Below are 19,734 nucleotides of genomic sequence, written 5' to 3'. Positions count from 1 at the left end.
GCCCGTGCCTGACACCTCAAAAAGACACTTCCCCCCATTCTGTCCACGGGCAGTGCCTGGCACTGATTTCACCAGGAACATACGTTTTCAAGGGACATGCATAATGCCACCCTCGCCTTAATATGATGAACTATCATCTTAGAAATGGGGCGAGAATTTGGTAAATGCGAATGGCATTGTTACAAAGGAAATCCTTGCGCGCTATGTGGAGTTGAACAAGACAAAGAAAGCTGCGGAAGAGGAGCTTGAGTCGCTGAAAAAGATGTTCAATCTCCATTTTGATCAATCTGTCGGACAAAATGAAAAGGGCGAAATCACAGTGAGCACCTTCAAACTCCAGCGGCAGATCAGGAAAGCCGAGAAATTTGAGCAGGAACCAACCGTAAAAAGGCTGGAAGAGTTAAATCTCCATGAACTGATCCAAAAAAAGCCGGATGAAGGTAAAATTAAATCAGCCATGGACCTTGGCCTGCTAAAAGAAGCAGATCTGGAGGGCTGCCGTACCATCAAAACCAATGCAGCCATATATGTAAAAGAGATAGACTCCTAATCGTGACAGGCACCGTAAATGGACACCCCTGCTGAAATTGTCCACGAGCGGCGCCTGACGCCGTATAGACACCATATTAGAATTTCAATATCGCCGCCAATATTGCTTATAATGGGGTAAACATGTTAGCGCGTACAGCAGGAATGGAGGCGGTGAAATGGCAAAGTCAGTTTGTATAATAGGCGCCGGAATCGGGGGCTTGACAGCCGGTGCCCTTCTGGCCAATGCCGGCTTCAATGTGACTGTCCTGGAAAAGGCATCAACCGTTGGCGGATCGGCTGGCTTTTATATACGAAAAGGACGGATGTTCCCGACCGGTGCAACTGTCGCATTCGGACTGGAAGAAGGAGGACTGCTGAGAGAGCTGCTAAATGAAGCAGGGGTACACCTCCCGGCAGAATGTCTGTCCCATCCTATGGATGTTATATTGCCCGATCGGAAAATTTCCATTTTCCAACGCACAGAATACTGGGAGGAAGAGCTCCAGCGCATATTCTTTGAGCACCCAGGGGATGTTTTGCGGTTCTGGAGAGAGCTTCACAAAATCGGGGAAATGGTACAGGTTGTTTCCGCTTCAGGGATATCTCTTCCGATAAAAAAACTTTATGATCTTGGAAGCTTCCCAAACCTTGCCCTCCGGCGTCCTTTTTCCATGTTAGGGCTCGCCCGCTATGCGGTTTCAACAGTAGAAGATCTATTAAAGAAGCATAAGCTCGAACATTATCTCCCGTTCAGGCAGTTCTTGGATGCCCAGCTGCTGGATGCCGCGCAGACCGATGCTTCTGAGGCTGCTTTGCTGCCTTCAAGCCTGGCCCTGACCATTTATAGGAATGGAAGCTTTGCCATTGAAAAAGGGCTCGGGCAGATCAGTTCTTCTTTAGCAGAGAGGATAGTGGAACTTGGCGGAAGGGTGGAGCTTGTTTCTCCAGTTAAGAAGGTTGAGTACTGCAAAAGTGAAAATAAGTGGAAGGTAGAAAGCAGGAAATGCAGCGGAGCATTTGACCTTATTATCAATAACAGCGGCATTTCCTTTGGAAAAGGGACAAGCCATAGTGAAGGTGATGAGTTTTCGTGGGGAGCTTTTCGTGTTGACAGCATCGTGTCAGGAAAGGACCAAAGAAACCTGCCTTTCGCCTATCAGATCATGCCGCAAGGGGAGCAGGAAGCATTTCATGGCCCCATCTATGCAACTCTGCAGGATTCGAGGGACGCAAGCGGGCTTACAATCGAGGATGAAATGATATTGACGATTTCTGTCCATACAGACAGCTCCGTATGGGCTTCATTTGGGAAAGAAGAATACAGGCAGCGGAAAGAACAATTGGCAGCCAGGCTGCTCCATGAAGTGGATAGGATCACACCAATTAAAACCCGCTTGCAAAAGGCTGAAGCTGGAACCCCTATAACGTATCAAAAGTTTGTAGGTAAATCGGAGGTCGGCGGATTTCCCCTGAACATCCGGAACAGCATCCTCAAGCCAAAAAGCTTCCGGACTTCCTTGCCCGGATTCTATTTAGCCGGAGAGCAGGTCTTCCCAGGACCGGGTACACTCTCATCAGCGCTAAGTGGCCGCAATGCCGCAAGGGCTATCATAAAAGAACATTAACCCTGCGTGCCAGGCACCGCCAATGGACACTTTCCCCAAAAATGTCCACGAGCGGTGCCTGGCACGCATTTTTTGGTATAAAATGAGAAAAACAGGGGAGGACAACCATGAAACAATCTATCATTATACTAATATTATTCGCCATTCTTTCAGCCGGGTGCCAGGCACCGGAGAAGATGGTTCTGCTTGATGAGCCAATATCAGAAGTAAACGTTTCAAAATCTGATGGATTCGGCGGGATGAACGAAGAAATCCTTTATTCTTTTCAGGACAAAGAAAGCCTGGCCGAATTCGAGAAAGCAATCACATCTGCGGTCCGGCAGCCTGGGAAGGCCGATATTCCAGATCCTGAATATGACGTGATGGTGAAATATCAGCCGGAGGGGGAGTTTCCGGCCCATGGGATCCACCTGTGGCTAGGAGGGGAAAATGAGAGAAGTACTTTTATGTATATCGGCGATGATGCTGTTTATCTCACCTCTCCTGCACATACAGAGAAATTAAGGAAATTGATCTTCCAAGAGAAAAAATAATGGCAGCTTGCTCAACTTAGCAATATAGGTCAAAAAAGCCGCCATCTGCTTTTGTTATCTTAAATATGGAAGGGGGTGCCAGGAGTGGCCTACAGTTCCATCATCCAGAAAAGCATAGAGCATATTGAATCAAGCCTTCATGAGGACCTGTCACTGGAAAGCATCGCTCAGACGGCCGGATTTTCAAAGTTTCATTATCACCGGATTTTCCAGAAGGAAGTCGGGGTAACGGTTTCCGAGTATATCCGCTACAGAAGGATTGCCAATAGTGCCCATATGCTGCTTTATACAGATGAGAAAATCCTCGATATTGCTTTATACTTTCAATTCGAATCACAGGAAGCCTTCACAAGATCATTCAAAAAATACTATCAGCTCCCGCCGGGAAAATACAGAAAGCTGATCGGGAAACTGGCGGAGCAGAAGGAGGAAAAAAACATGGACAAAGAACAGAAGCCAAAAGGATGGGTACTGAGCGGAAGCCATCCGTTCAACTATCAGATGGGAATTGATCATGAAGTTTTTCACAAAGGAAAATCATCAGGGTATCTGCAGTCACAGACTGTGGAAGCGCCAGGAGAATTTGCGACCATGATGCAGGAAATCAACGCAAAAAATTATCGCGGGAAGCGGCTTAAGTTCTCCGGTTTCCTGAAATCGAATAATGTGGACGGCTTCTGCAGCTTTTGGATGAGAGTAGATAATGCTTCCGATGAAGTACTGCAGTTCGATAATATGGGCAATCGCCCGATCAAGGGAAGTACAGGCTGGAATTATTATGATATTGTCCTCGATGTGCCGGAAAATAGTGCGGTGATTGCCTTTGGCGTCATACTATCCGGCAGGGGAAAAGTCTGGGTGGATGAATTGAAATTTGAGGAAGTCAGCACCTCCGTCCCTACAACCAATATTGATTTTACAAGAGATCTTCACGAAGAGCCGGTCAATCTCTCTTTTGAAGAGGAGTAGAGGGTGAGGAGAAAAGCAGGCATGATCCTCGGGGCGTGCCTTGTAATCGGGATCACATTGCTGAAGCTTCAGGCAGGCAGCTTTCTGTGGAATCTTATCAGCGGCCTATGGGGCTGACCGGCGTAATAAAGCCCTTCCCATTTATAGGCTGTTGACACTCTTACTTTTATCCTATAAAGTACACAAGTATGTTTTTTATTAGGAGGAAAGTATGGAGACTCAGAATCACACACAAGTTAAAATCACAGCAGCAGATCCATCCGCGTTGGGCTTATTCGGCCTTGCCATGGTCACGTTTGTGGCATCATCACAGAAATTGGGCCTGACAGACGGAGTATCTTATATCCTTCCCTGGGCGTTTTTCCTTGGCGGATTGGCGCAGCTTTTCGCTTCGGTCCAGGATTCGAAGCATAATAATATCTTCGGGACAACGGCCTTCGGGGCTTTTGGATTGTTCTGGTTCGGCGTCGGCATGACCTGGCTGATCCAGCTTGGCTTTTTTGGAGAAGCCCTTGCCTTGGATGGAGATCCGAAACAGCTCGGGTTTGCATTCGTCGGCTATTTGATTTTCAGCCTCTTTATGACGGTAGGGGCCATGGAAACTCATAAGGTGCTGTTTTTCATTTTCGTATTCATCGATTTTCTGTTTATCGGTTTATCTCTGAGCACATTTGGCATTATGCATGAAGCGACACATATGCTGGCAGCTGTTGCGGAAATGTGCATTGCGCTTTTGTCCTTCTATGGATCAGCGGCCATTGTGCTGAATACGCATTTTGGAAAAATCGTGCTGCCAATCGGGAAGCCATTCGGGATTTTTAAATAAAAGGGGGGTGCCAGGCACCGGGAGGGGATCCCGTGCCTGGCACCCTTTTTATATATATTTCTCCACATTCACACATCCGGAAAAGAAGGTCGCGCCTCCGCCCATGTCGGCGATGCGGTCAGGGACAAGTGCGTTGACGAGATGCTTTTTTCCGGGGGAATCTGCCCAGAGGCCTTGGGACACAAGGACCCCTGGCAGGACTCGGTCTCCGGCGTTTGCCTTAAGGACACATTCGCCCCGGTCATTCCAGACTCTCACCATGTCACCATCCAGAATCCCCAATTCCTGTGCATCCTGACTGTTCATGAACAGCTGCGGCTCTTTCTCCAGTTCCTGATGCTTTTGATTATTGGAAAAAGTGGAGTTCAGGAAATTATGGTTCGGCGCCGGGACGAAGAGGAACCGGTGCCCGCTGTCTTTTTCAAGCGGCGTGTAGACAGGCAGCGGCGGATAGCCGTCTTTTTCCATCTGCTCGGAGTACAGCTCAATCTTCCCGCTAGGCGTCAGCAGTTTACCAGGGAAAAGAGGCTCCACCTTACCCTTCACAAAGCTATTTTCCTTCAGCGCTTCGTAAGTGATCCCATTCAGTGCAGGATTACCGGGATGGTCAAGCGCCTGGCTGATCATCTCCGCCTCAGTGTCAGAAAAAGCCTCATCCTCAAAGCCCATGCCTCCCGCAAGAAGCCGGAAAACCTCTACATTTGATTTCGACTCTCCATAAGGTTTGATGACAGGCTCCTGCAGCTGCAGGTAATGATGCCAATATGAGGTGTACAAGTCCGTATTCTCAAAAGAAGAAGTGGCCGGGAGCACGATATCGGCATATTTGGCCGTTTCCGTTAAAAATAAGTCATGAACCACTGTGAAAAGATCTTCTCTCTCGAGGCCTCCCCTGACCAGATTGGCTTCCGGGGCGACAACCGCAGGATTTGTCCCGTAGATGAACAAAGACAGAATCGGGTTTCCTTTTTCATGGAGCGCCTGGCCGAGAAGGTTCATATTGATTGTCCGGGCCCCGCTGTCCTTCCGAAGATCCGGGCGCTGCAGCTTGAAATTATTGAGTGCCAGATACCCGCCATTGCCTTTAATGGCTCCCCCGCCTTTTTTCAGCCATTGGCCAGTGATCGCGGGGAGACAGGAAATGGTGCGGATGCACATGCCGCCATTGTCATGATGCTGGATACCGTTTCCGATCCGGATGAAGGAAGGGGAGACGGTTCCGTACATCCTTGCCAGTTTATAAATATCATCCACAGGGACACCGGTGATGGCGGAAACAGCATTAGGATCATAGGCAGCACATTGAGCCCTCAGCTCCTCATGTCCAATCGTCCAGTTCCTGAGGAATTCTTCATCTGCCAGGTTTTCCGCAAACAGGATATGCATGATGCCAAGAGCCAGGGCCGCATCTGTTCCCGGAAGGATGGGGATGAACCAGTCGGCAGCCCGTCCAGTCTGGTTTTTGTGGACATCAATGACGATCAGCTTTGCACCGTTCTTTCGCGCCTTTTGCGCAAGGGCGATCTGGTGCATATTTGTGCTCGCCGCATTAATGCCCCAGAAAATCATCAGCTTTGAATGGATTGTGTCCTCAGGATCAATGCCAAAGCTTCCGCCCATTGTATAGCGGTAGCCGACAGTGCCGGCCGCCTGGCAAATCGTATAATCCAGCTTTGAAGCGCCAAGCCGGTTGAAGAAGCGCCGGTCCATGCCCTCCGAATTCAGCCTGCCCATATTTCCATAGAAGCTGTAAGGAAGGATGCTCTCGGGTCCATTAGTTTGAAGAAGTTCTTTCCAATGCAAGGTGATTTCCCGAATGGCTTCCTCCCAGCTTATTCTCTCAAATCTGCCTTCGCCTTTTTTGCCGATTCTTCGTAAAGGATGTGTCAGGCGCTTTACATCGTAAATCCGTTCAGCCTTATGCCGCACCTTCTGGCAAATATGGCCCTTTGTGACCGGATGTTCCGGATCCCCTGCAATTTTAACAATTCTCCCGTTCTCTTTATGCAGCAGCAGCCCGCACTGATCCGGGCAGTCCAGCGGGCACACGCTCTTGAATATTCCATTCTCTGTATCTGCAGCTGACATCATATGACCGCCTCTCCTCATTCATATATTAGTATCTTAAAAGAGTTGGACAATTCATGCAATATAAGAAAAAGCCTGCTCCGATTGGAACAGGCTTAATGGTGCCGGCAGATTAAAGTGCCTTCGCTGCCGCTTTTGCTTTTTCAAGGCCTTCATTGATGATTTCCTGTGCACGGTCAGGGAATTGGTTATGTCCTTCAACGATGATGGATTCAACGTCCTGGATGCCCCAGAAATTCAGGATGGTGCTCACATAGTTGACGGCCATTTCAGCGCTTGCCGCAGGGCCTTCAGAATAAATGCCTCCGCGTGCATTAAGAAGGACAACCTTCTTATCTCCCAGCAGACCTACAGGGCCTTCTGCTGTATAGCGGAAAGTTTTTCCTGCCTGTCCGAGATAATCAAGATAGGTGTGCAGTACTGCAGGAACAGTGAAGTTCCACAATGGGAATGCCAGCACAACTTTATCTGCAGCCAGGAACTGGTCCAGATATTTGTTTACCAGGTTTGCTGCTTCCGTTTCAGCTGGCGTAAGCTCCATGCCTTTAGCAAGCTTGAACATGCCGCCCATCATATCATTGCTGTAGTATGGCAGGTTTTCGCTGAATAGGTCCAGCTCAGTGATTTGTTCGCCTGGATGAGCTTCTTTGTAGCTTTCAACAAAAGCATTATAGAGCTGAACGCTTACAGCCTGATCGGCCGGGCGGGAATTGGCTTTGATGAATAATACGTTTGACATAATGATACCTCGCTTTATTTTTCTATGTTGCTATAGCAACTGTAGGTTCTGCTATATAAGACAAACATCACTTTATCACATTCTTGGTTGTTGTAGCAACATTTTTGCAGGCAAATGGAAAGACTATTGGACATTTGCCTGCATTTTACGGAGGATCCTTCTGACTTCGTTCTGCTCTTCCTCTGAGATTCCCTGGCAGACGAGAGAGTTGAACTCCTCGGTCAGGGGAATGATGTGCTCCCCGAGCTCCCGCCCTTTTTCCGTCAGGAACAGCTGGAGGGAACGGCGGTCGCTTTTATGCTGGATCCTTTGAATAAATCCCTTTTTCTCGAGATTGGACACCATGCGCGCAATATTGGTTTTATCTTTCAGCAGCCTTTCCGCCACTTCATTCTGTGTGATCCCATCCTTTTCCCAAAGCAGCATCATGATCAAATTCTGCTCGGGAGCCAGATTATAAGGCGCCAGCCTGTTCTTCACATAGCTGGTCAGCGTCAGGTCGGTCTGATGAATATAGATGCTGATGTAATCGGTAAAAGAAAGCTTCAAAAGGGTTCCTCCGTTCTATAAGTAAACAAGCTGCAGATAATCATATTTTATGGTTATGAGAGCAAAAAAACAATAAGTTGAGCATCAATGTGCCGGAAGGTGATTATTTATTTGAAAAACCAGAAAACAAGCCGATATAACCAGTAGAATCTGCCTATTAAAAAATGAATGAGGTCAAACATCCATGTTTACTGTCCCAGACTCCGAGAATATTCATATCCTGCAAGGCCATTATTCTGTTCCTATCGTTCTTCTTTCCATCATTATTGCCTGCTGTGCGTCGTATACCGCACTATCCATGAACCAGCGGATGCAGCAGCCGAGCTTTTTCCAGCAGAGGTTCTGGCTGCTGCTGTCTTCCATGGCCATGGGGCTCGGCATCTGGTCCATGCACTTTATTGGCATGAGTGCGTTCATGCTGCCGATTCCGATGAAATATGACTTGGCGCAGACAATTGTTTCTGTGCTTCCTGCCTTTTTGGCCTCTTATCTGGCTTTTTATATCAGCAACCGGAAGAATAGCACTCATTGGCCATCTGCTATTTCAGGGGCCATCATGGGGATGGGCATCTCAGCCATGCATTATTTCGGTATGGCTGCCATGAAGATGGAAGCTGAATACAGCTATAAGCCGGGCCTGTTTGCCGCCTCCATCCTCATTGCTGTCGTGGTGTCCTATGTTGCCTTGTATATATTTTCTGTGCTGCAGAAATATATGGGCAGATTTCTGGTAAAAGCAGCCACGGCTCTTATCATGGGCCTTGCGATTACAAGTATGCATTACACCGGAATGGCCGCTGTTGTTTTTTATACAGATGCGCCATTGGGCCATGCTTTGCATGAAATGCATAGTATGGATATGAGGCTCTTGATCGGCGTCATCACGGCGGGAATCTTGATTCTCCTTGCCATTTCCGGCCTGACGAGCCTGCTGGACCGGTATGTTGAATACCGCCTGAGCTATTTTGATCCGCTGACAAAGCTGCCGAACCAGCGCCAGTTTGAACAGGATTTAAAAAATGGGGGTAAAGGAGGCCTGGCCATCATCCATATCCATGACCTGGAAAAATGGAACAGCGGTTTTGGCTATTCATTCGGGGACGAAATCATTAAGTCTGTCCATGGAGGAATCAATGGCCTTCTTCCACAGGAAATGAAGGCATACCGCATTGAAGGAAATCGTTTTGCGCTGTTCGCCTCCGGGGAGCATGATTATGAAAAAATAAAGGCAGCCTTGCATAGAATCATGGCGGTCTTCACCCAGCCGCTGATCATCGGAAAACAGCGGCTTGTGATCGATATGGTGTGTGCCGTTAGTTCAGCCAGTGATAAACAGCCGCATAAAGAATTGTTTTCAAGCACAATGGCCGTACTACAGCACTCGACGACCAAGTATAAGCATGAGGTAATTGAATATAATCCCGTTGTCCATACCTACAGCTTTGAAAAGGAGCTGGCTAAGGATATCACACTTGCTATGGAAAATGGTGACCTTTTTCTTGTCTACCAGCCGAAAATCTCCTCAAGCACGTGGGAAGTTTCAGGCATGGAGGCATTATTGCGCTGGAACCACCCCAGGCATGGCATGATTTCGCCAGGCGTTTTCATTCCCATCCTGGAGGAAAGCGGGAAGCTTTTCGAAGTCACAGACTGGGTGATTGAAAAAGTGTGCATGCAGATGTCATACTGGCGAAAAGAAGGGGCAGCCCTTCACCAGATTTCCATTAACATCCCGGGCCCTTATCTGACTTCAGCCAAACTGCTGAACATATTAAAAGATAATCTTGAGAAATATGCGATCAGCAGCGATTTGCTTGAACTGGAAATCACGGAGACCAGCGTTATCCACGATATCGAGAATGCCGTTCAGGCAGTGGCGCAATTCAGGGAAATGGGGCTTTCTGTCGCCTTGGACGATTTTGGTACAGGCGTATCCTCTCTTTCGTATTTAAAAAGAATACCGATTTCGACCATCAAAATTGATAAATCCTTCGTCGACGGGGTGCCGATGTCAGAAAAGGATTCGGCCATCCTGCGGGCCATCATTTCTCTGTCCTGCTCCCTGAATTTAAAGGTCGTCATCGAGGGAGCAGAATATCAGGACCAGATCGACTTTATTGCTTCTTTAAGCGAATCGCCGCATGTGCAGGGCTATTATTTTTCCCGCCCGCTGAAAGAAGAAGAGCTGCAGGACTGGATACAGAACAGACATGAAGAAGCATTGGTTTAATAAAGAAGGCAGGCCGGACACTTTCAGTCCAGCCTGCCTTTTCTATATGCTAAATTTCTTTGAGTGCACTTTCCAGGTCTCCATAGCCCCTTTTATCCTGGAGCATCGGATCATCCGTCTCAGCCGTCCAGCCGTTTCCAAGAGCCGTAAAGCTTCCATCCTCCTGCTGCGCAAAAGGTGTATGTATATGGTACGTCCGATCATCCTTCTTGACCGTGCAGCCGAAATAATAGCGCCCGCCCTGGCCCGGCTCCTCAAAAGTGCCAATGCTGTCCGCGCCGTATTCATTCAAATAGCCCTCAAAAGACCTCTGCAAATCCGCCAGAATCTGCTCCCGCGTCATTGATTCCATTGTGCTGTCTCCCTTCGTTGTTATCTGCTTTTAATATGGCTTGGTTCTTAGGTTTTATTCTTCACAGTGAAAGGAGTTACTTGTAAAAAAGTGTGAGATATAATGATAATTATTTGTTTTTTTTAAAATTTTGAAACCCTCAGCTGCTGCACCTCGTCAAATCACGAATTTTAAACAAGGAGGTGGGTTTTGGTGTATATAGAAGGTGAGCAGGATTTTAATCCGGATTTGGCAAAGAATGAAAATTTGGAAGAAATATTAGAAGAAATCATGGTTACATACGGAACGGAGCTTGCAACGCTTGCTTTCTCTTATGTAAAGGATGCCGGGCTGGCCAAGGATATTGTACAGAATGTATTTATCAGCTGCAGCTCCAGCCTGCAAAAGTTTAAAGGGGAGTCTTCCCTGAAGACCTGGCTGTACCGGATCACCATTAACCAGTGCAAAGACCATTTAAAGAGTGCGTATTTCAAAAGGATACTTTTACCAGGTAAACAGGAGGACAACTCAACACCTCATGCGGATAGCCCTGAGGCAGAATTACTCGAAAAAGACCATAAAAGGCAAATCAGGGATTGTATCATGTCTTTAAGCCCGAAATATAAAGAGGTCATTTTTCTATACTATTATCAGGAGTTTACAGTTGGAGAGGTAGCCTCCACTCTTCGTATATCAGAGAATACTGTCAAAACGAGACTGAAACGGGGAAGGGAAAAGCTCGGGGCGATATTGAGAAAGGAGGACATGCAATGGGACAGGATATAAAAAGCAAAGATCTATTTAGTGAGGTGGAATTTACTGCAGAGGACAGACAGAAGGTGCAGGACTGCATAAAAAACAGTGAAAAACCACTATTCTTTAAATGGCGGATCAAATCGATTGCAGCAGCTGCAGTTCTCCTTTTTACTTTGGCAGGTTCCTTGGCTTTATACGGATCAGGAACAAAGGCATTTGCTTTTTCAAACTTTCCTTTCTTTGATTCCATCTTCAGCCTTTTTGGCGATGAAGGGCTCCAAAAGGCCTCAAACGACGGAAATGTATCGCTTTTATCTTTAGAAAAGCAGGAAGATGGGATTAAGATGAGCATAAAGGAAGCGGTTTACGACGGACGCAGACTCTCAATCAGTTATGTGATTGAATCAGAAAAGCCGATAAATAATTACTCATATAAACAAATCGATGCTTATATACCCCTTAATCATTCTGAAGAGGGTATCTCCAGGAATGGTGTAAGGGATGAACAGATTTCTGAAAACAAAGTGGCAGGCATCTCAACCTTTACGTACGATTATGATAAAGGCGAAATGCCGGATAAAATAAAGGTGGACTTTCTATATAAAGCTACAACAGACAAATCTTACAAATGGGAAAAGGACTTCTCGTTCCGGTTCCAGTTCCCTGTTGAAAAATCAGAGGATATTAAAACCATCCCCATAAATATGGTTAAACAGTGGGAAAACAAAGTACTAGAACTAAAGAGTATTAAGCTGAGCCCGCTGACTACATCGGTTAATCTCCGATATAAGGAGCCATATAACAATAGGGAGCCCTATCCGTCTCATACAATCAGGCTTATTGATGAAAATGGCAAAGTTTTAAGGAATTTAAACAATTGGACAATGGGAATGGGGACCCAGACAAAAGAAAACGGCCAATGGTACAGTGTGACTGAATACAAAGAGTTTTTCGAGCAAGTGGAAAAAGGTTCGTCAACCGTAACCATACAGGTGATAAATGGGACTTCAAACAGGTTTAAAGAAGATACGCCTGTAAGTAGCACCCCGCTCTCAACTGAAGCAGCCTTCCAGATGGGAGAGATGGGCAGCATTGAAATAGATAAAATTGAAAGGGCAGACCAAACACTTACAATTGCCTATAAATATACAAGCTCACTGGCATTTCTGAATGATTTTCAGTTTATGCTGACAGATAAAAAAGGGGAATTTTATCATGGCATCGAGAAGTCCCGGAACTATTTGGGCGGTGGAGCTTATCTTGTTGAAGAAGTGTTCCCGAATACGCCGGATGAAGGGCTTTCCATCAGATATTTTAATGAAAAGGCTCCCGAGCTTATAGAAGAATTCCAAATGGAAGTACCGATCAAATAATTCCTTTCAGGAAAAGGATATTCTCTTCCCATTGTAGAAGGTTAACTCCACAAGAATATACAGGAGGCTGAGCAATGGAACAGGATTTCAGAGCTTTTCTCAACCATTATCTCCAGGTTTGGAGGAACTCATCGCTTGAAGAAATGAAAGAGCTGATTTCTAAGGATTATCAAGCAAGGGAAATCCGCGGAAATCAAATTGATGATTTTGGCTACGAGGAGTCGGTCAAAGGCTGGGAGCAGGGCTTTCTGTATGTAAAAGAGAATGAAGGGATCTGGGATTTGAAGGAGCTGGCTGTCATTCCGCTGAAGGAGGATGAAGTGATGGCGGTGTTGTCGGCTTCCCTCATTATGAAGGGTGAAAGGCTTGGGACGGCCAATCTCTTTTTCGATACCTTCAAAAAGGACGGAGAAGGAAGCTGGAAGCTGGCCAGAAGCTATGTAGAAACAGGGATTTCCCCGGAGAGAATCGGCAGCCTGCCGCTCCAGCAGCATATCTGAACAGGGCCATGCACAGTGGTCCTTTTTCTTTGTTATCATACATATAACAGTAAATGGAACCAGCAGGAGGGGAACTTCATGATCAATCTGGATTTTACAGGTAACGCAGTAGAATGGGCAGCCACCTTATTGGCTTATGCAGCTGTTGTGATTGCCGCAATCGTTTTATATAAAAAGCAGGATGAAAAGCCAAAGGTTTTAAAAATCATCCTCATTATGTTTATTGGACTCTTTTCTTTTTCAATTAACTGGCAAAGTGACGGCCTGCTCATCCGGCTGCCGATACTGCCTCTCGGGGTATGGATTCTCTATTTTTTCTCCAGGGGCAAAGAAGGAAGATGGGCAAAGTACCGGCGGTTTGCCTGGCTGGGGTTTGCCGCCAATTTTGCTTTGCTTGGGGCTTCACTTGCAGCTGCTATGTTTTACCATGGGGTCTTTGACACAAAGGATCCTGCCGTCTATTTGGCCAGTGTTGAGAATGCAGAAGTGGTCCTGCTGCACCCATCAGCAGAACAGGCCGTTCTCCGCCAGGGAGCACTGCTGGAGACAGGAACATGGACCAGGGAAAATTTTGATAGTGAAGAATGGTACAGGGAAATAACGATGGAAGAGAATCATGATGAAAGATTTCCTTATCTTCTTTCCGGGACAGAGCCTGAATGGGGAAGCGGCCTGGAGTCAGTCATTTATATTGAAAAGGATGGGAAGGGCGTATTAATCTCAGGGCCTGATGCCCAGCTGTATTACCGGGCTGAAAAGCCGCTGATTGAACCCTATGCCAGATAAAAAGAATTTAGCAGGCCTCTCCGCATTGTCCGTTCATCCATTATGCTATAAAATCAGAATCAGAAGGATAATGGGGTGAGCCATGTGAACTATAAACGGATTAAACCGCGTAAGATATATGAAGAAATTGCTGAGGCGCTAATGGATATGATCAAGTCAGGAGAGCTGAAGCCGGGAGATAAGCTTGCTTCGGTCCAGCAGCTGGCTGAAAATTTTCAGGTCGGCAGGTCTGCCGTCCGGGAGGCTTTGAGCGCTTTGCGTGCCATGGGACTTGTGGAAATGCATCAGGGAGAAGGAACCTATATCAGGGAATTTGAATCCAATATGCTGACACTTCCAGTATATACAGCCATGCTGATGAAAAAGACAGATGTAAAAAATCTTCTGGAGGTGCGGAGGATCCTTGAGGTCGGTGCCGTCAGCGCTGCTGCAGAAAGGCGTACGGAAGAGCAGCTGGCTGAAATTGAAACAGCGCTTGAGCAAATGAAAAAGGCAAGCGATGAAGAGCTTGGGGAAGAAGCGGATTTCCAATTTCATATGGCGATTGCTAAGGCGTCGCAAAATGATCTGCTGATCAGCCTGATGAATAATGTCTCTGAAATGATGGTAACCACCATGCGTGAGACAAGGAGAATCTGGCTGTATTCCACAGAAAAAGCTTTGGGCCGACTCACACTCGAGCACCAGAGCATTTATGAAAGCATCCGGAACCAGGATGGGCCCCGCGCCCAGCAGCTGATGCTTGACCACCTGCATAGTGTGGAAGAGGTCCTGATGAAATATATGAACGAAATGGAAGAGTGAGAGCCTGCATCCGAGGGGGGATGCAGGCTTTTTTATTTTCTATGACCCTTTGCTCGGCACATTGGAACCGCCTCCTCCAAACACGAAACTCCCTGCAAAAGTAAATATCTGAAAATTCCCTATTGTAATGTGAAAGCGTTTTACTTATACTGTTTAATAGAATAAAGTCATCTGATGACCTGTTAACATGACGAATGAAGATGCTATTAAAAAGGAGAGAAAAACCATGAGTATTGGAATGCTCGCTCTCATTGCTACCGTACCAATCGTTTCGGTATTTGTTTTTTTAGTCATATTGAGATGGCCGGCGAATAAGGCAATGCCTTTATCTCTGATCGTAACCGTCCTGATGGCCCTGGCTGTCTGGAAGGTGCCAGGCGCCCAGATCGGGGCTGCGGCTGTCAAAGGCCTGGCGACCGCCCTTGAAGTAGGGGTGATTGTCTTCGGAGCAATCCTGCTTCTTAACACTCTGAAAGAAAGCGGTGCCATCTTTACGATACGTAAAGGCTTTATGAGCATCTCGCCTGACAGGCGCGTTCAGACGATCATCGTCTGCTGGCTGTTCGGTTCCTTCCTGGAAGGTGCCGCAGGATGGGGTGCACCGGCGACCATTGTCGGTCCGCTTCTTGTGGCAATCGGATTCCCCGCAATGGGAGCTGTCATGGTTGCCCTGATCCTGCAGTCAACGCCGGTATCATATGGAGCCGTCGGTACACCGATCCTGATCGGGGTCAATACAGGCCTGAAGGATTCGCCGCTTGTCCAGAGCTATGTTGCTGAACAAGGAACAACGATGGAGGCATACATAAACGGAATCGGCGGCCAGGTTGCCCTGATCCACGGAGTGATCGGGATCTTCATCCCGCTCTTTATGGTTACGATGCTGACTTATTTCTTCGGCAAAAATAAATCGATTGCAGAAGGGCTTGCCATCTGGAAGTTTGCTATTTTCGCAGGGCTCGCATTCACGGTGCCTTACGCGCTTGTGGCCAATCTCCTTGGACCGGAATTCCCGTCCATGATCGGCGGTTTGATAGGACTCGCCATTGTGGTGCCGGCAGCAAGGAAGGGATTCCTTGTTCCGAAAAAGTCCTGGGATTTTGATTCAGCAAACAACTGGGATCCTACCTGGACAGGAACCCTCCAGGTTGATAAAGAAGACGCTGCGAAAAAGCCTGTCTCTTTCCTGGCAGCCTGGATGCCTTACATCCTTGTTGCGGTCCTGCTGGTCCTGACAAGACTGAAGACCCTGCCATTTGCCGGCTGGATCCAGTCCTGGGTCATCAGCCTTGAGAATGTATTCGGGACAGTCATCACGGTTGAATCCAAGCCGCTTAATATTCCCGGTGTTGTATTCATTGCTGTATCGCTGATCTCCATCCTTATTTTCAGGATGAATATGAAGGCTTACGGCCGGGCGGTCAAAGATTCTTTCAAGACCGTTGTCAGTGCCATGGCGGCCCTTATTTTCGCGGTGCCGATGGTGCAGGTTTTCATTAATTCCGGCGTCAATGCAGCTGACTATACCAGCATGCCGCTTGCACTCGCAGAAGGCATATCAGAGGTATTCGGCTCCTACTGGCCGCTTGCAGCACCGACAATCGGAGCAATCGGCGCATTTGCGGCCGGAAGCAATACAATCAGCAATATGATGTTTTCGCTCTTCCAGTTCGGGGTGGCAGACAATATCATGGCAGCTCCTGCCACGATAGTTGCCCTGCAGGCAGTTGGCGGTGCAGCCGGCAATATGATCTGTGTGCATAATGTTGTGGCTGCTTCCTCTTCTGCAGGCCTGATCGGAAAAGAAGGGAACTTGATTAGAAAAACACTGATCCCGATGACCTTTTATGTAATTTTTGCCGGAGGGATCGGCTACACAGCCATCAATGGCTTCGGTTTGAATGCAGGGACAGCCATCCTCGCTCTTGCCGCCGGCTTCATCCTTGTGATGCTGTACAAAGGGGAAAAACAGAACCGTACGGAAAGCAAGGAGCTGAAAAAAACAGCGTGATAATCGGCAGGTCCCCTATACGGGGGCCTGTCTTTTTCTTGGGATAGTATTTTAGTATACTAAAGTCATCTGATGACCTGTTGACTATAAACCTATAAAGATTTAAACTATAAAGTAAGAAAAGAGAATCAGCTTTCAGAAAGTTGAAAGCGATAACAAGGAAAAGGTGAAAACGATGAAAGTATCATTATTTGTTACCTGCCTGATCGATATATTCCAGACGGAAGCGGGAAAGGATACCGTGGAGCTGCTCGAAAGGCTCAGCTGCGAGGTCGATTTCCCGGAGCGCCAGACATGCTGCGGACAGCCTGCCTATAACAGCGGCTATGTGGAAAAAGCGAAAGAATCGATGAAACATATGATAAAAGTTTTTGAGCATGCAGACTATGTTGTTTCTCCTTCCGGGTCGTGCAGCACGATGTTCAAAGAATATCCCCATATTTTCAAAGGGGACCCGAAATGGGAAGAGAGGGCCCAGCGTTTGGCTGATAAAACGTTTGAACTGACGCAGTTCATTGTTGATGTGCTCGGCGTTGAGGATGTCGGTGCCAGGCTTGATGGAAAGGCAACCTACCATACTTCCTGCCATATGACGAGGCTGCTCGGAGTGAAGGAAGCACCGATGAAGCTGCTGGGCAATGTGAAGGGGCTTGAGATGAGGCCGCTCCAGAACAGCTATGACTGCTGCGGCTTTGGAGGCACTTTTTCGGTAAAAATGACACCGATTTCAGAGCAGATGGTTGATGAAAAAGTCATGCATATTGATGAATCAGAGGCTGATATTTTAATAGGCGGAGATTGCGGCTGCCTGATGAATATCGGCGGGCGGATCGAGAGGCACGGCAAGCAGATAAAAGTGATGCACATAGCATCCGTCCTGAACAGCAGGTAAAAGTGCAGAGAAAGAGGGGGAATAAACATGGCAATGAAGATTGGGGATAAGCCCTTCAAGGAGCGGGTCGCCGGCGGCATCAATGATACGTTTATGCGCGGAGCTGTTTCCTCTGCACAGGGCCGCTTCCGGACAGGGCGCCTGAATGCAGCGGAAGAGCTTGGGAACTGGGAAGACTGGCGCCAGCTTGGCGAAGAAATCCGCTCCCATACAATAGAAAATCTTGACTACTATCTGAAACAGCTGAGCGAAAATGTCGCAAAACGCGGCGGACATGTTTTTTTCGCGGAAACGGCGGAAGAAGCGAATGACTATATCACGAATGTTGTAAAACAGAAAAAAGGAAAAAAGGTCGTTAAGTCCAAATCCATGGTCACAGAAGAAATTAATATGAATGAGGCGCTTGAAAAGGCCGGCTGTGAAGTCATTGAAACAGACCTTGGTGAATGGATCCTGCAGGTCGATGACCATGATCCGCCTTCCCATATCGTCACGCCCGCACTTCATAAAAACAAAGAACAAATCCGTGACGTGTTCAAAGCGAAGCTCGGCTATGACAAAACGGAAAAGCCGGAAGAGCTGGCCTTGTTTGCACGGGAAAAGCTTCGCAAGGAATTCCTTGAGGCGGACATCGGCATCACCGGCTGTAATTTTGCGATTGCAGAGTCCGGCACGGTATCTCTTGTGACAAATGAAGGAAATGCCAGAATGGTAACGGCAATCCCGAAAACGCAAATCACCGTTATGGGTATGGAGCGGATTGTACCAACCTGGGAAGAAATGGAGGTCCTGGTCAGCCTTTTGACAAGGGCCGCAGTCGGGCAGAAGCTGACAAGCTATGTCACCGGCCTGACGGGGCCAAAGCAGGAGGGCGATGTTGACGGACCAGAGGAATTCCACCTGGTGATCGTCGATAACGGGCGCTCTAAAATATTAGGAACGGCCTTCCAGTCGATCCTGCACTGCATCCGCTGTGCAGCCTGCATCAATGTTTGCCCGGTCTACCGCCATGTAGGCGGACATTCTTACGGCTCCATCTATCCGGGACCGGTCGGGGCGGTCCTGTCGCCATTATTGGGCGGCTATGATGAATTTAAAGAACTTCCTTACGCGTCGACCTTATGCGCTGCGTGCACGGAAGCGTGCCCGGTGAAGATCCCGCTTCACGAGCATCTGCTGCGCCACCGCCAGGAAATCGTCGAGAAAGAGGGCAGGGCTCCCGCTTTTGAGAACCTTTCTATGAAGGCCTTCAGCATGGGTACTGCTTCACCGGCCATGTACAATATCGGTTCAAAGCTGGCACCGGCGGCACTTGGCGTCTTTTCAAAGGATGAGAAAATCTCCAAAGGACCCGGCCCGCTGAAAAATTGGACAGATATCCGCGAATTCCCGGCCCCTAAGAAAGACCGGTTCAGGGACTGGTTCAAAAAGAGAGAAAAAGAGGGTGACAAATAATGCCTGCAGGACAAATCCAAAACCGCTCCTCTTTCCTGGATAACCTGGCGAAGAATCTTGGACGGGAACGGCGCAATCATGTTGAAAAGCCGGTCTGGAAGCATAATCCGCAGTGGGAGGTCCTGAAGGGCTTTTCACAGGATGAGCTTGCCGAAGTCCTCATCAAGCAATGTGAAATCATCCATACAGAAGTGCATCGGACAGTAACAGCAGACCTTCCTTTTCTGATAACAGAACTGATAAAGGGAACAGGCGGAAAATCGGTCGTCACATGGGATGATCCACGTTTTGAAGAATGCGGGCTCGGCAGCATGCAAAGTACTCTTGAATCCGATGGAATTGATATGCATGTATGGGATCCTGAAGCCGGGGAAGAAAACCTCGCCATTTCAGCAACCGCCGATATCGGGATCACCTTCAGTGACACAACCCTGGCAGAATCCGGAACAGTTGTCCTATTCAGCGGCCAAGGAAAAGGGCGGTCCGTCAGCCTCCTGCCAGCCATCTACTTTGCCATCATCCCAAAAAGCACCATCGTACCAAGAATGACCCAGGCAGCCAAAGCCATCCACGAAATCGCAGCCAAAGGAGAAGAAATCCCATCCTGCATCAACTTCATCTCCGGCCCAAGCAACAGCGCCGACATCGAAATGAACCTAATCGTCGGCGTCCATGGACCAGTTAAGGCTGTCTATCTTGTAGTGGATGATTTATAGGTCGAAGGTGACGAAATGAA

The 19,734-nt window shown here is 47.7% G+C and carries 19 protein-coding genes; 15 read left to right on the top strand and 4 right to left on the bottom strand.

Annotation, left to right across the window (positions count from 1 at the left end; all coding sequences use genetic code 11):
• Nucleotides 1–157: 157 nt before the first annotated feature.
• From FZD51_RS10165 to FZD51_RS10145, 5 genes are all read left to right on the top strand, one after another.
• Complete coding sequence (locus FZD51_RS10165) at nt 158–550, top strand: hypothetical protein (protein ID WP_187445701.1); 393 nt, start codon at nt 158–160, stop codon at nt 548–550.
• Between the two features lie 157 nt (nt 551–707).
• On the top strand, nt 708–2,156 hold the full coding sequence (locus tag FZD51_RS10160) for a phytoene desaturase family protein (RefSeq protein WP_148974666.1): 1,449 nt from the start codon (nt 708–710) through the stop codon (nt 2,154–2,156).
• A 107-nt stretch (nt 2,157–2,263) separates the two neighbouring features.
• Nucleotides 2,264–2,689 carry a YhfM domain-containing protein gene (locus tag FZD51_RS10155; RefSeq protein ID WP_187445700.1) on the top strand — a complete coding sequence of 142 codons (426 nt, stop codon included), beginning with the start codon at nt 2,264–2,266 and terminating at the stop codon, nt 2,687–2,689.
• An 84-nt stretch (nt 2,690–2,773) separates the two neighbouring features.
• Nucleotides 2,774–3,658, top strand: coding sequence for a helix-turn-helix transcriptional regulator (locus tag FZD51_RS10150; RefSeq protein WP_148974665.1), 885 nt, complete (start codon nt 2,774–2,776; stop codon nt 3,656–3,658).
• 211 nt (nt 3,659–3,869) lie between these two features.
• Nucleotides 3,870–4,484: an acetate uptake transporter gene (locus FZD51_RS10145; RefSeq protein WP_148974664.1), complete on the top strand. Its 615-nt coding sequence runs from the start codon at nt 3,870–3,872 to the stop codon at nt 4,482–4,484.
• Nucleotides 4,485–4,532: 48 nt separating this feature from the next.
• Here FZD51_RS10145 and FZD51_RS10140 read toward each other — a convergent pair whose 3' ends face one another.
• The 3 genes from FZD51_RS10140 to FZD51_RS10130 form a co-directional block, all read right to left on the bottom strand.
• Nucleotides 4,533–6,575, bottom strand: a complete 2,043-nt coding sequence (locus FZD51_RS10140) for a molybdopterin-containing oxidoreductase family protein (protein ID WP_148974663.1) — start codon at nt 6,573–6,575, stop codon at nt 4,533–4,535.
• A gap of 109 nt (nt 6,576–6,684) precedes the next feature.
• A complete protein-coding gene (locus tag FZD51_RS10135; RefSeq protein ID WP_148974662.1) occupies nt 6,685–7,311 on the bottom strand; it encodes an FMN-dependent NADH-azoreductase in 627 nt (208 codons plus the stop codon).
• Between the two features lie 123 nt (nt 7,312–7,434).
• Nucleotides 7,435–7,860: a MarR family winged helix-turn-helix transcriptional regulator gene (locus FZD51_RS10130; RefSeq protein WP_009791814.1), complete on the bottom strand. Its 426-nt coding sequence runs from the start codon at nt 7,858–7,860 to the stop codon at nt 7,435–7,437.
• 184 nt (nt 7,861–8,044) lie between these two features.
• Here FZD51_RS10130 and FZD51_RS10125 point away from each other — a divergent pair, with 184 nt between their 5' ends.
• Nucleotides 8,045–10,090 (top strand): bifunctional diguanylate cyclase/phosphodiesterase, encoded by a 2,046-nt coding sequence (locus tag FZD51_RS10125; RefSeq protein WP_148974661.1) that lies wholly within the window; start codon nt 8,045–8,047, stop codon nt 10,088–10,090.
• A gap of 49 nt (nt 10,091–10,139) precedes the next feature.
• Here the strand turns inward: FZD51_RS10125 and FZD51_RS10120 are convergent, their stop codons facing one another.
• A complete protein-coding gene (locus FZD51_RS10120; RefSeq protein ID WP_148974660.1) occupies nt 10,140–10,442 on the bottom strand; it encodes a DUF5634 family protein in 303 nt (100 codons plus the stop codon).
• A 192-nt stretch (nt 10,443–10,634) separates the two neighbouring features.
• Here FZD51_RS10120 and FZD51_RS10115 point away from each other — a divergent pair, with 192 nt between their 5' ends.
• The 9 genes from FZD51_RS10115 (at nt 10,635) to FZD51_RS10075 (ending at nt 19,714) form a co-directional block, all read left to right on the top strand.
• Entirely contained in the window at nt 10,635–11,207 is a 573-nt protein-coding gene (locus tag FZD51_RS10115; RefSeq protein ID WP_262380879.1) for a sigma-70 family RNA polymerase sigma factor, read from the top strand.
• Nucleotides 11,192–12,550 (top strand): DUF4179 domain-containing protein, encoded by a 1,359-nt coding sequence (locus FZD51_RS10110; protein ID WP_148974658.1) that lies wholly within the window; start codon nt 11,192–11,194, stop codon nt 12,548–12,550. The genes FZD51_RS10115 and FZD51_RS10110 overlap by 16 nt, the downstream gene beginning before the upstream one ends.
• Nucleotides 12,551–12,624: 74 nt before the next feature.
• On the top strand, nt 12,625–13,050 hold the full coding sequence (locus tag FZD51_RS10105) for a flavoprotein (protein ID WP_148974657.1): 426 nt from the start codon (nt 12,625–12,627) through the stop codon (nt 13,048–13,050).
• Nucleotides 13,051–13,128: 78 nt separating this feature from the next.
• The gene (locus FZD51_RS10100; protein ID WP_148974656.1) at nt 13,129–13,836 is read left to right on the top strand and encodes a hypothetical protein; all 708 of its coding nucleotides are present in this window, start codon (nt 13,129–13,131) and stop codon (nt 13,834–13,836) included.
• A gap of 84 nt (nt 13,837–13,920) precedes the next feature.
• Entirely contained in the window at nt 13,921–14,640 is a 720-nt protein-coding gene (locus FZD51_RS10095) for a FadR/GntR family transcriptional regulator (protein WP_148974655.1), read from the top strand.
• Between the two features lie 226 nt (nt 14,641–14,866).
• Nucleotides 14,867–16,651: an L-lactate permease gene (locus FZD51_RS10090; protein WP_187445699.1), complete on the top strand. Its 1,785-nt coding sequence runs from the start codon at nt 14,867–14,869 to the stop codon at nt 16,649–16,651.
• 175 nt (nt 16,652–16,826) lie between these two features.
• Nucleotides 16,827–17,543, top strand: coding sequence for a (Fe-S)-binding protein (locus tag FZD51_RS10085; protein WP_148974653.1), 717 nt, complete (start codon nt 16,827–16,829; stop codon nt 17,541–17,543).
• A 27-nt stretch (nt 17,544–17,570) separates the two neighbouring features.
• On the top strand, nt 17,571–18,998 hold the full coding sequence (locus tag FZD51_RS10080) for a LutB/LldF family L-lactate oxidation iron-sulfur protein (RefSeq protein ID WP_148974652.1): 1,428 nt from the start codon (nt 17,571–17,573) through the stop codon (nt 18,996–18,998).
• Nucleotides 18,998–19,714, top strand: a complete 717-nt coding sequence (locus FZD51_RS10075) for a LutC/YkgG family protein (RefSeq protein ID WP_148974651.1) — start codon at nt 18,998–19,000, stop codon at nt 19,712–19,714. Before FZD51_RS10080 ends, FZD51_RS10075 begins: the two co-directional genes overlap by 1 nt.
• Nucleotides 19,715–19,734: the final 20 nt, after the last annotated feature.

Origin of the sequence: Bacillus infantis (assembly GCF_008180445.1) — a bacterium.
Lineage (GTDB): Bacteria > Bacillota > Bacilli > Bacillales > Cytobacillaceae > Bacillus_AB > Bacillus_AB infantis_B.
The sequence above is the reverse complement of the archived record's forward strand: the minus strand, read 5'-3'. Positions and strand labels throughout refer to the sequence as shown.

What these genes read in the sequence shown, in the direction of transcription:
- FZD51_RS10075 (WP_148974651.1), top strand. Translation starts at nt 18,998, where the DNA reads ATGCCTGCAGGACAAATCCAAAACCGCTCCTCTTTCCTGGATAACCTG.
- FZD51_RS10105 (WP_148974657.1), top strand. Translation starts at nt 12,625, where the DNA reads ATGGAACAGGATTTCAGAGCTTTTCTCAACCATTATCTCCAGGTTTGG.
- FZD51_RS10085 (WP_148974653.1), top strand. Translation starts at nt 16,827, where the DNA reads ATGAAAGTATCATTATTTGTTACCTGCCTGATCGATATATTCCAGACG.
- FZD51_RS10125 (WP_148974661.1), top strand. Translation starts at nt 8,045, where the DNA reads ATGTTTACTGTCCCAGACTCCGAGAATATTCATATCCTGCAAGGCCAT.
- FZD51_RS10110 (WP_148974658.1), top strand. Translation starts at nt 11,192, where the DNA reads ATGGGACAGGATATAAAAAGCAAAGATCTATTTAGTGAGGTGGAATTT.
- FZD51_RS10080 (WP_148974652.1), top strand. Translation starts at nt 17,571, where the DNA reads ATGGCAATGAAGATTGGGGATAAGCCCTTCAAGGAGCGGGTCGCCGGC.
- FZD51_RS10160 (WP_148974666.1), top strand. Translation starts at nt 708, where the DNA reads ATGGCAAAGTCAGTTTGTATAATAGGCGCCGGAATCGGGGGCTTGACA.
- FZD51_RS10090 (WP_187445699.1), top strand. Translation starts at nt 14,867, where the DNA reads ATGAGTATTGGAATGCTCGCTCTCATTGCTACCGTACCAATCGTTTCG.
- FZD51_RS10135 (WP_148974662.1), bottom strand. Translation starts at nt 7,311, where the DNA reads ATGTCAAACGTATTATTCATCAAAGCCAATTCCCGCCCGGCCGATCAG.
- FZD51_RS10140 (WP_148974663.1), bottom strand. Translation starts at nt 6,575, where the DNA reads ATGATGTCAGCTGCAGATACAGAGAATGGAATATTCAAGAGCGTGTGC.
- FZD51_RS10155 (WP_187445700.1), top strand. Translation starts at nt 2,264, where the DNA reads ATGAAACAATCTATCATTATACTAATATTATTCGCCATTCTTTCAGCC.
- FZD51_RS10100 (WP_148974656.1), top strand. Translation starts at nt 13,129, where the DNA reads ATGATCAATCTGGATTTTACAGGTAACGCAGTAGAATGGGCAGCCACC.
- FZD51_RS10145 (WP_148974664.1), top strand. Translation starts at nt 3,870, where the DNA reads ATGGAGACTCAGAATCACACACAAGTTAAAATCACAGCAGCAGATCCA.
- FZD51_RS10120 (WP_148974660.1), bottom strand. Translation starts at nt 10,442, where the DNA reads ATGGAATCAATGACGCGGGAGCAGATTCTGGCGGATTTGCAGAGGTCT.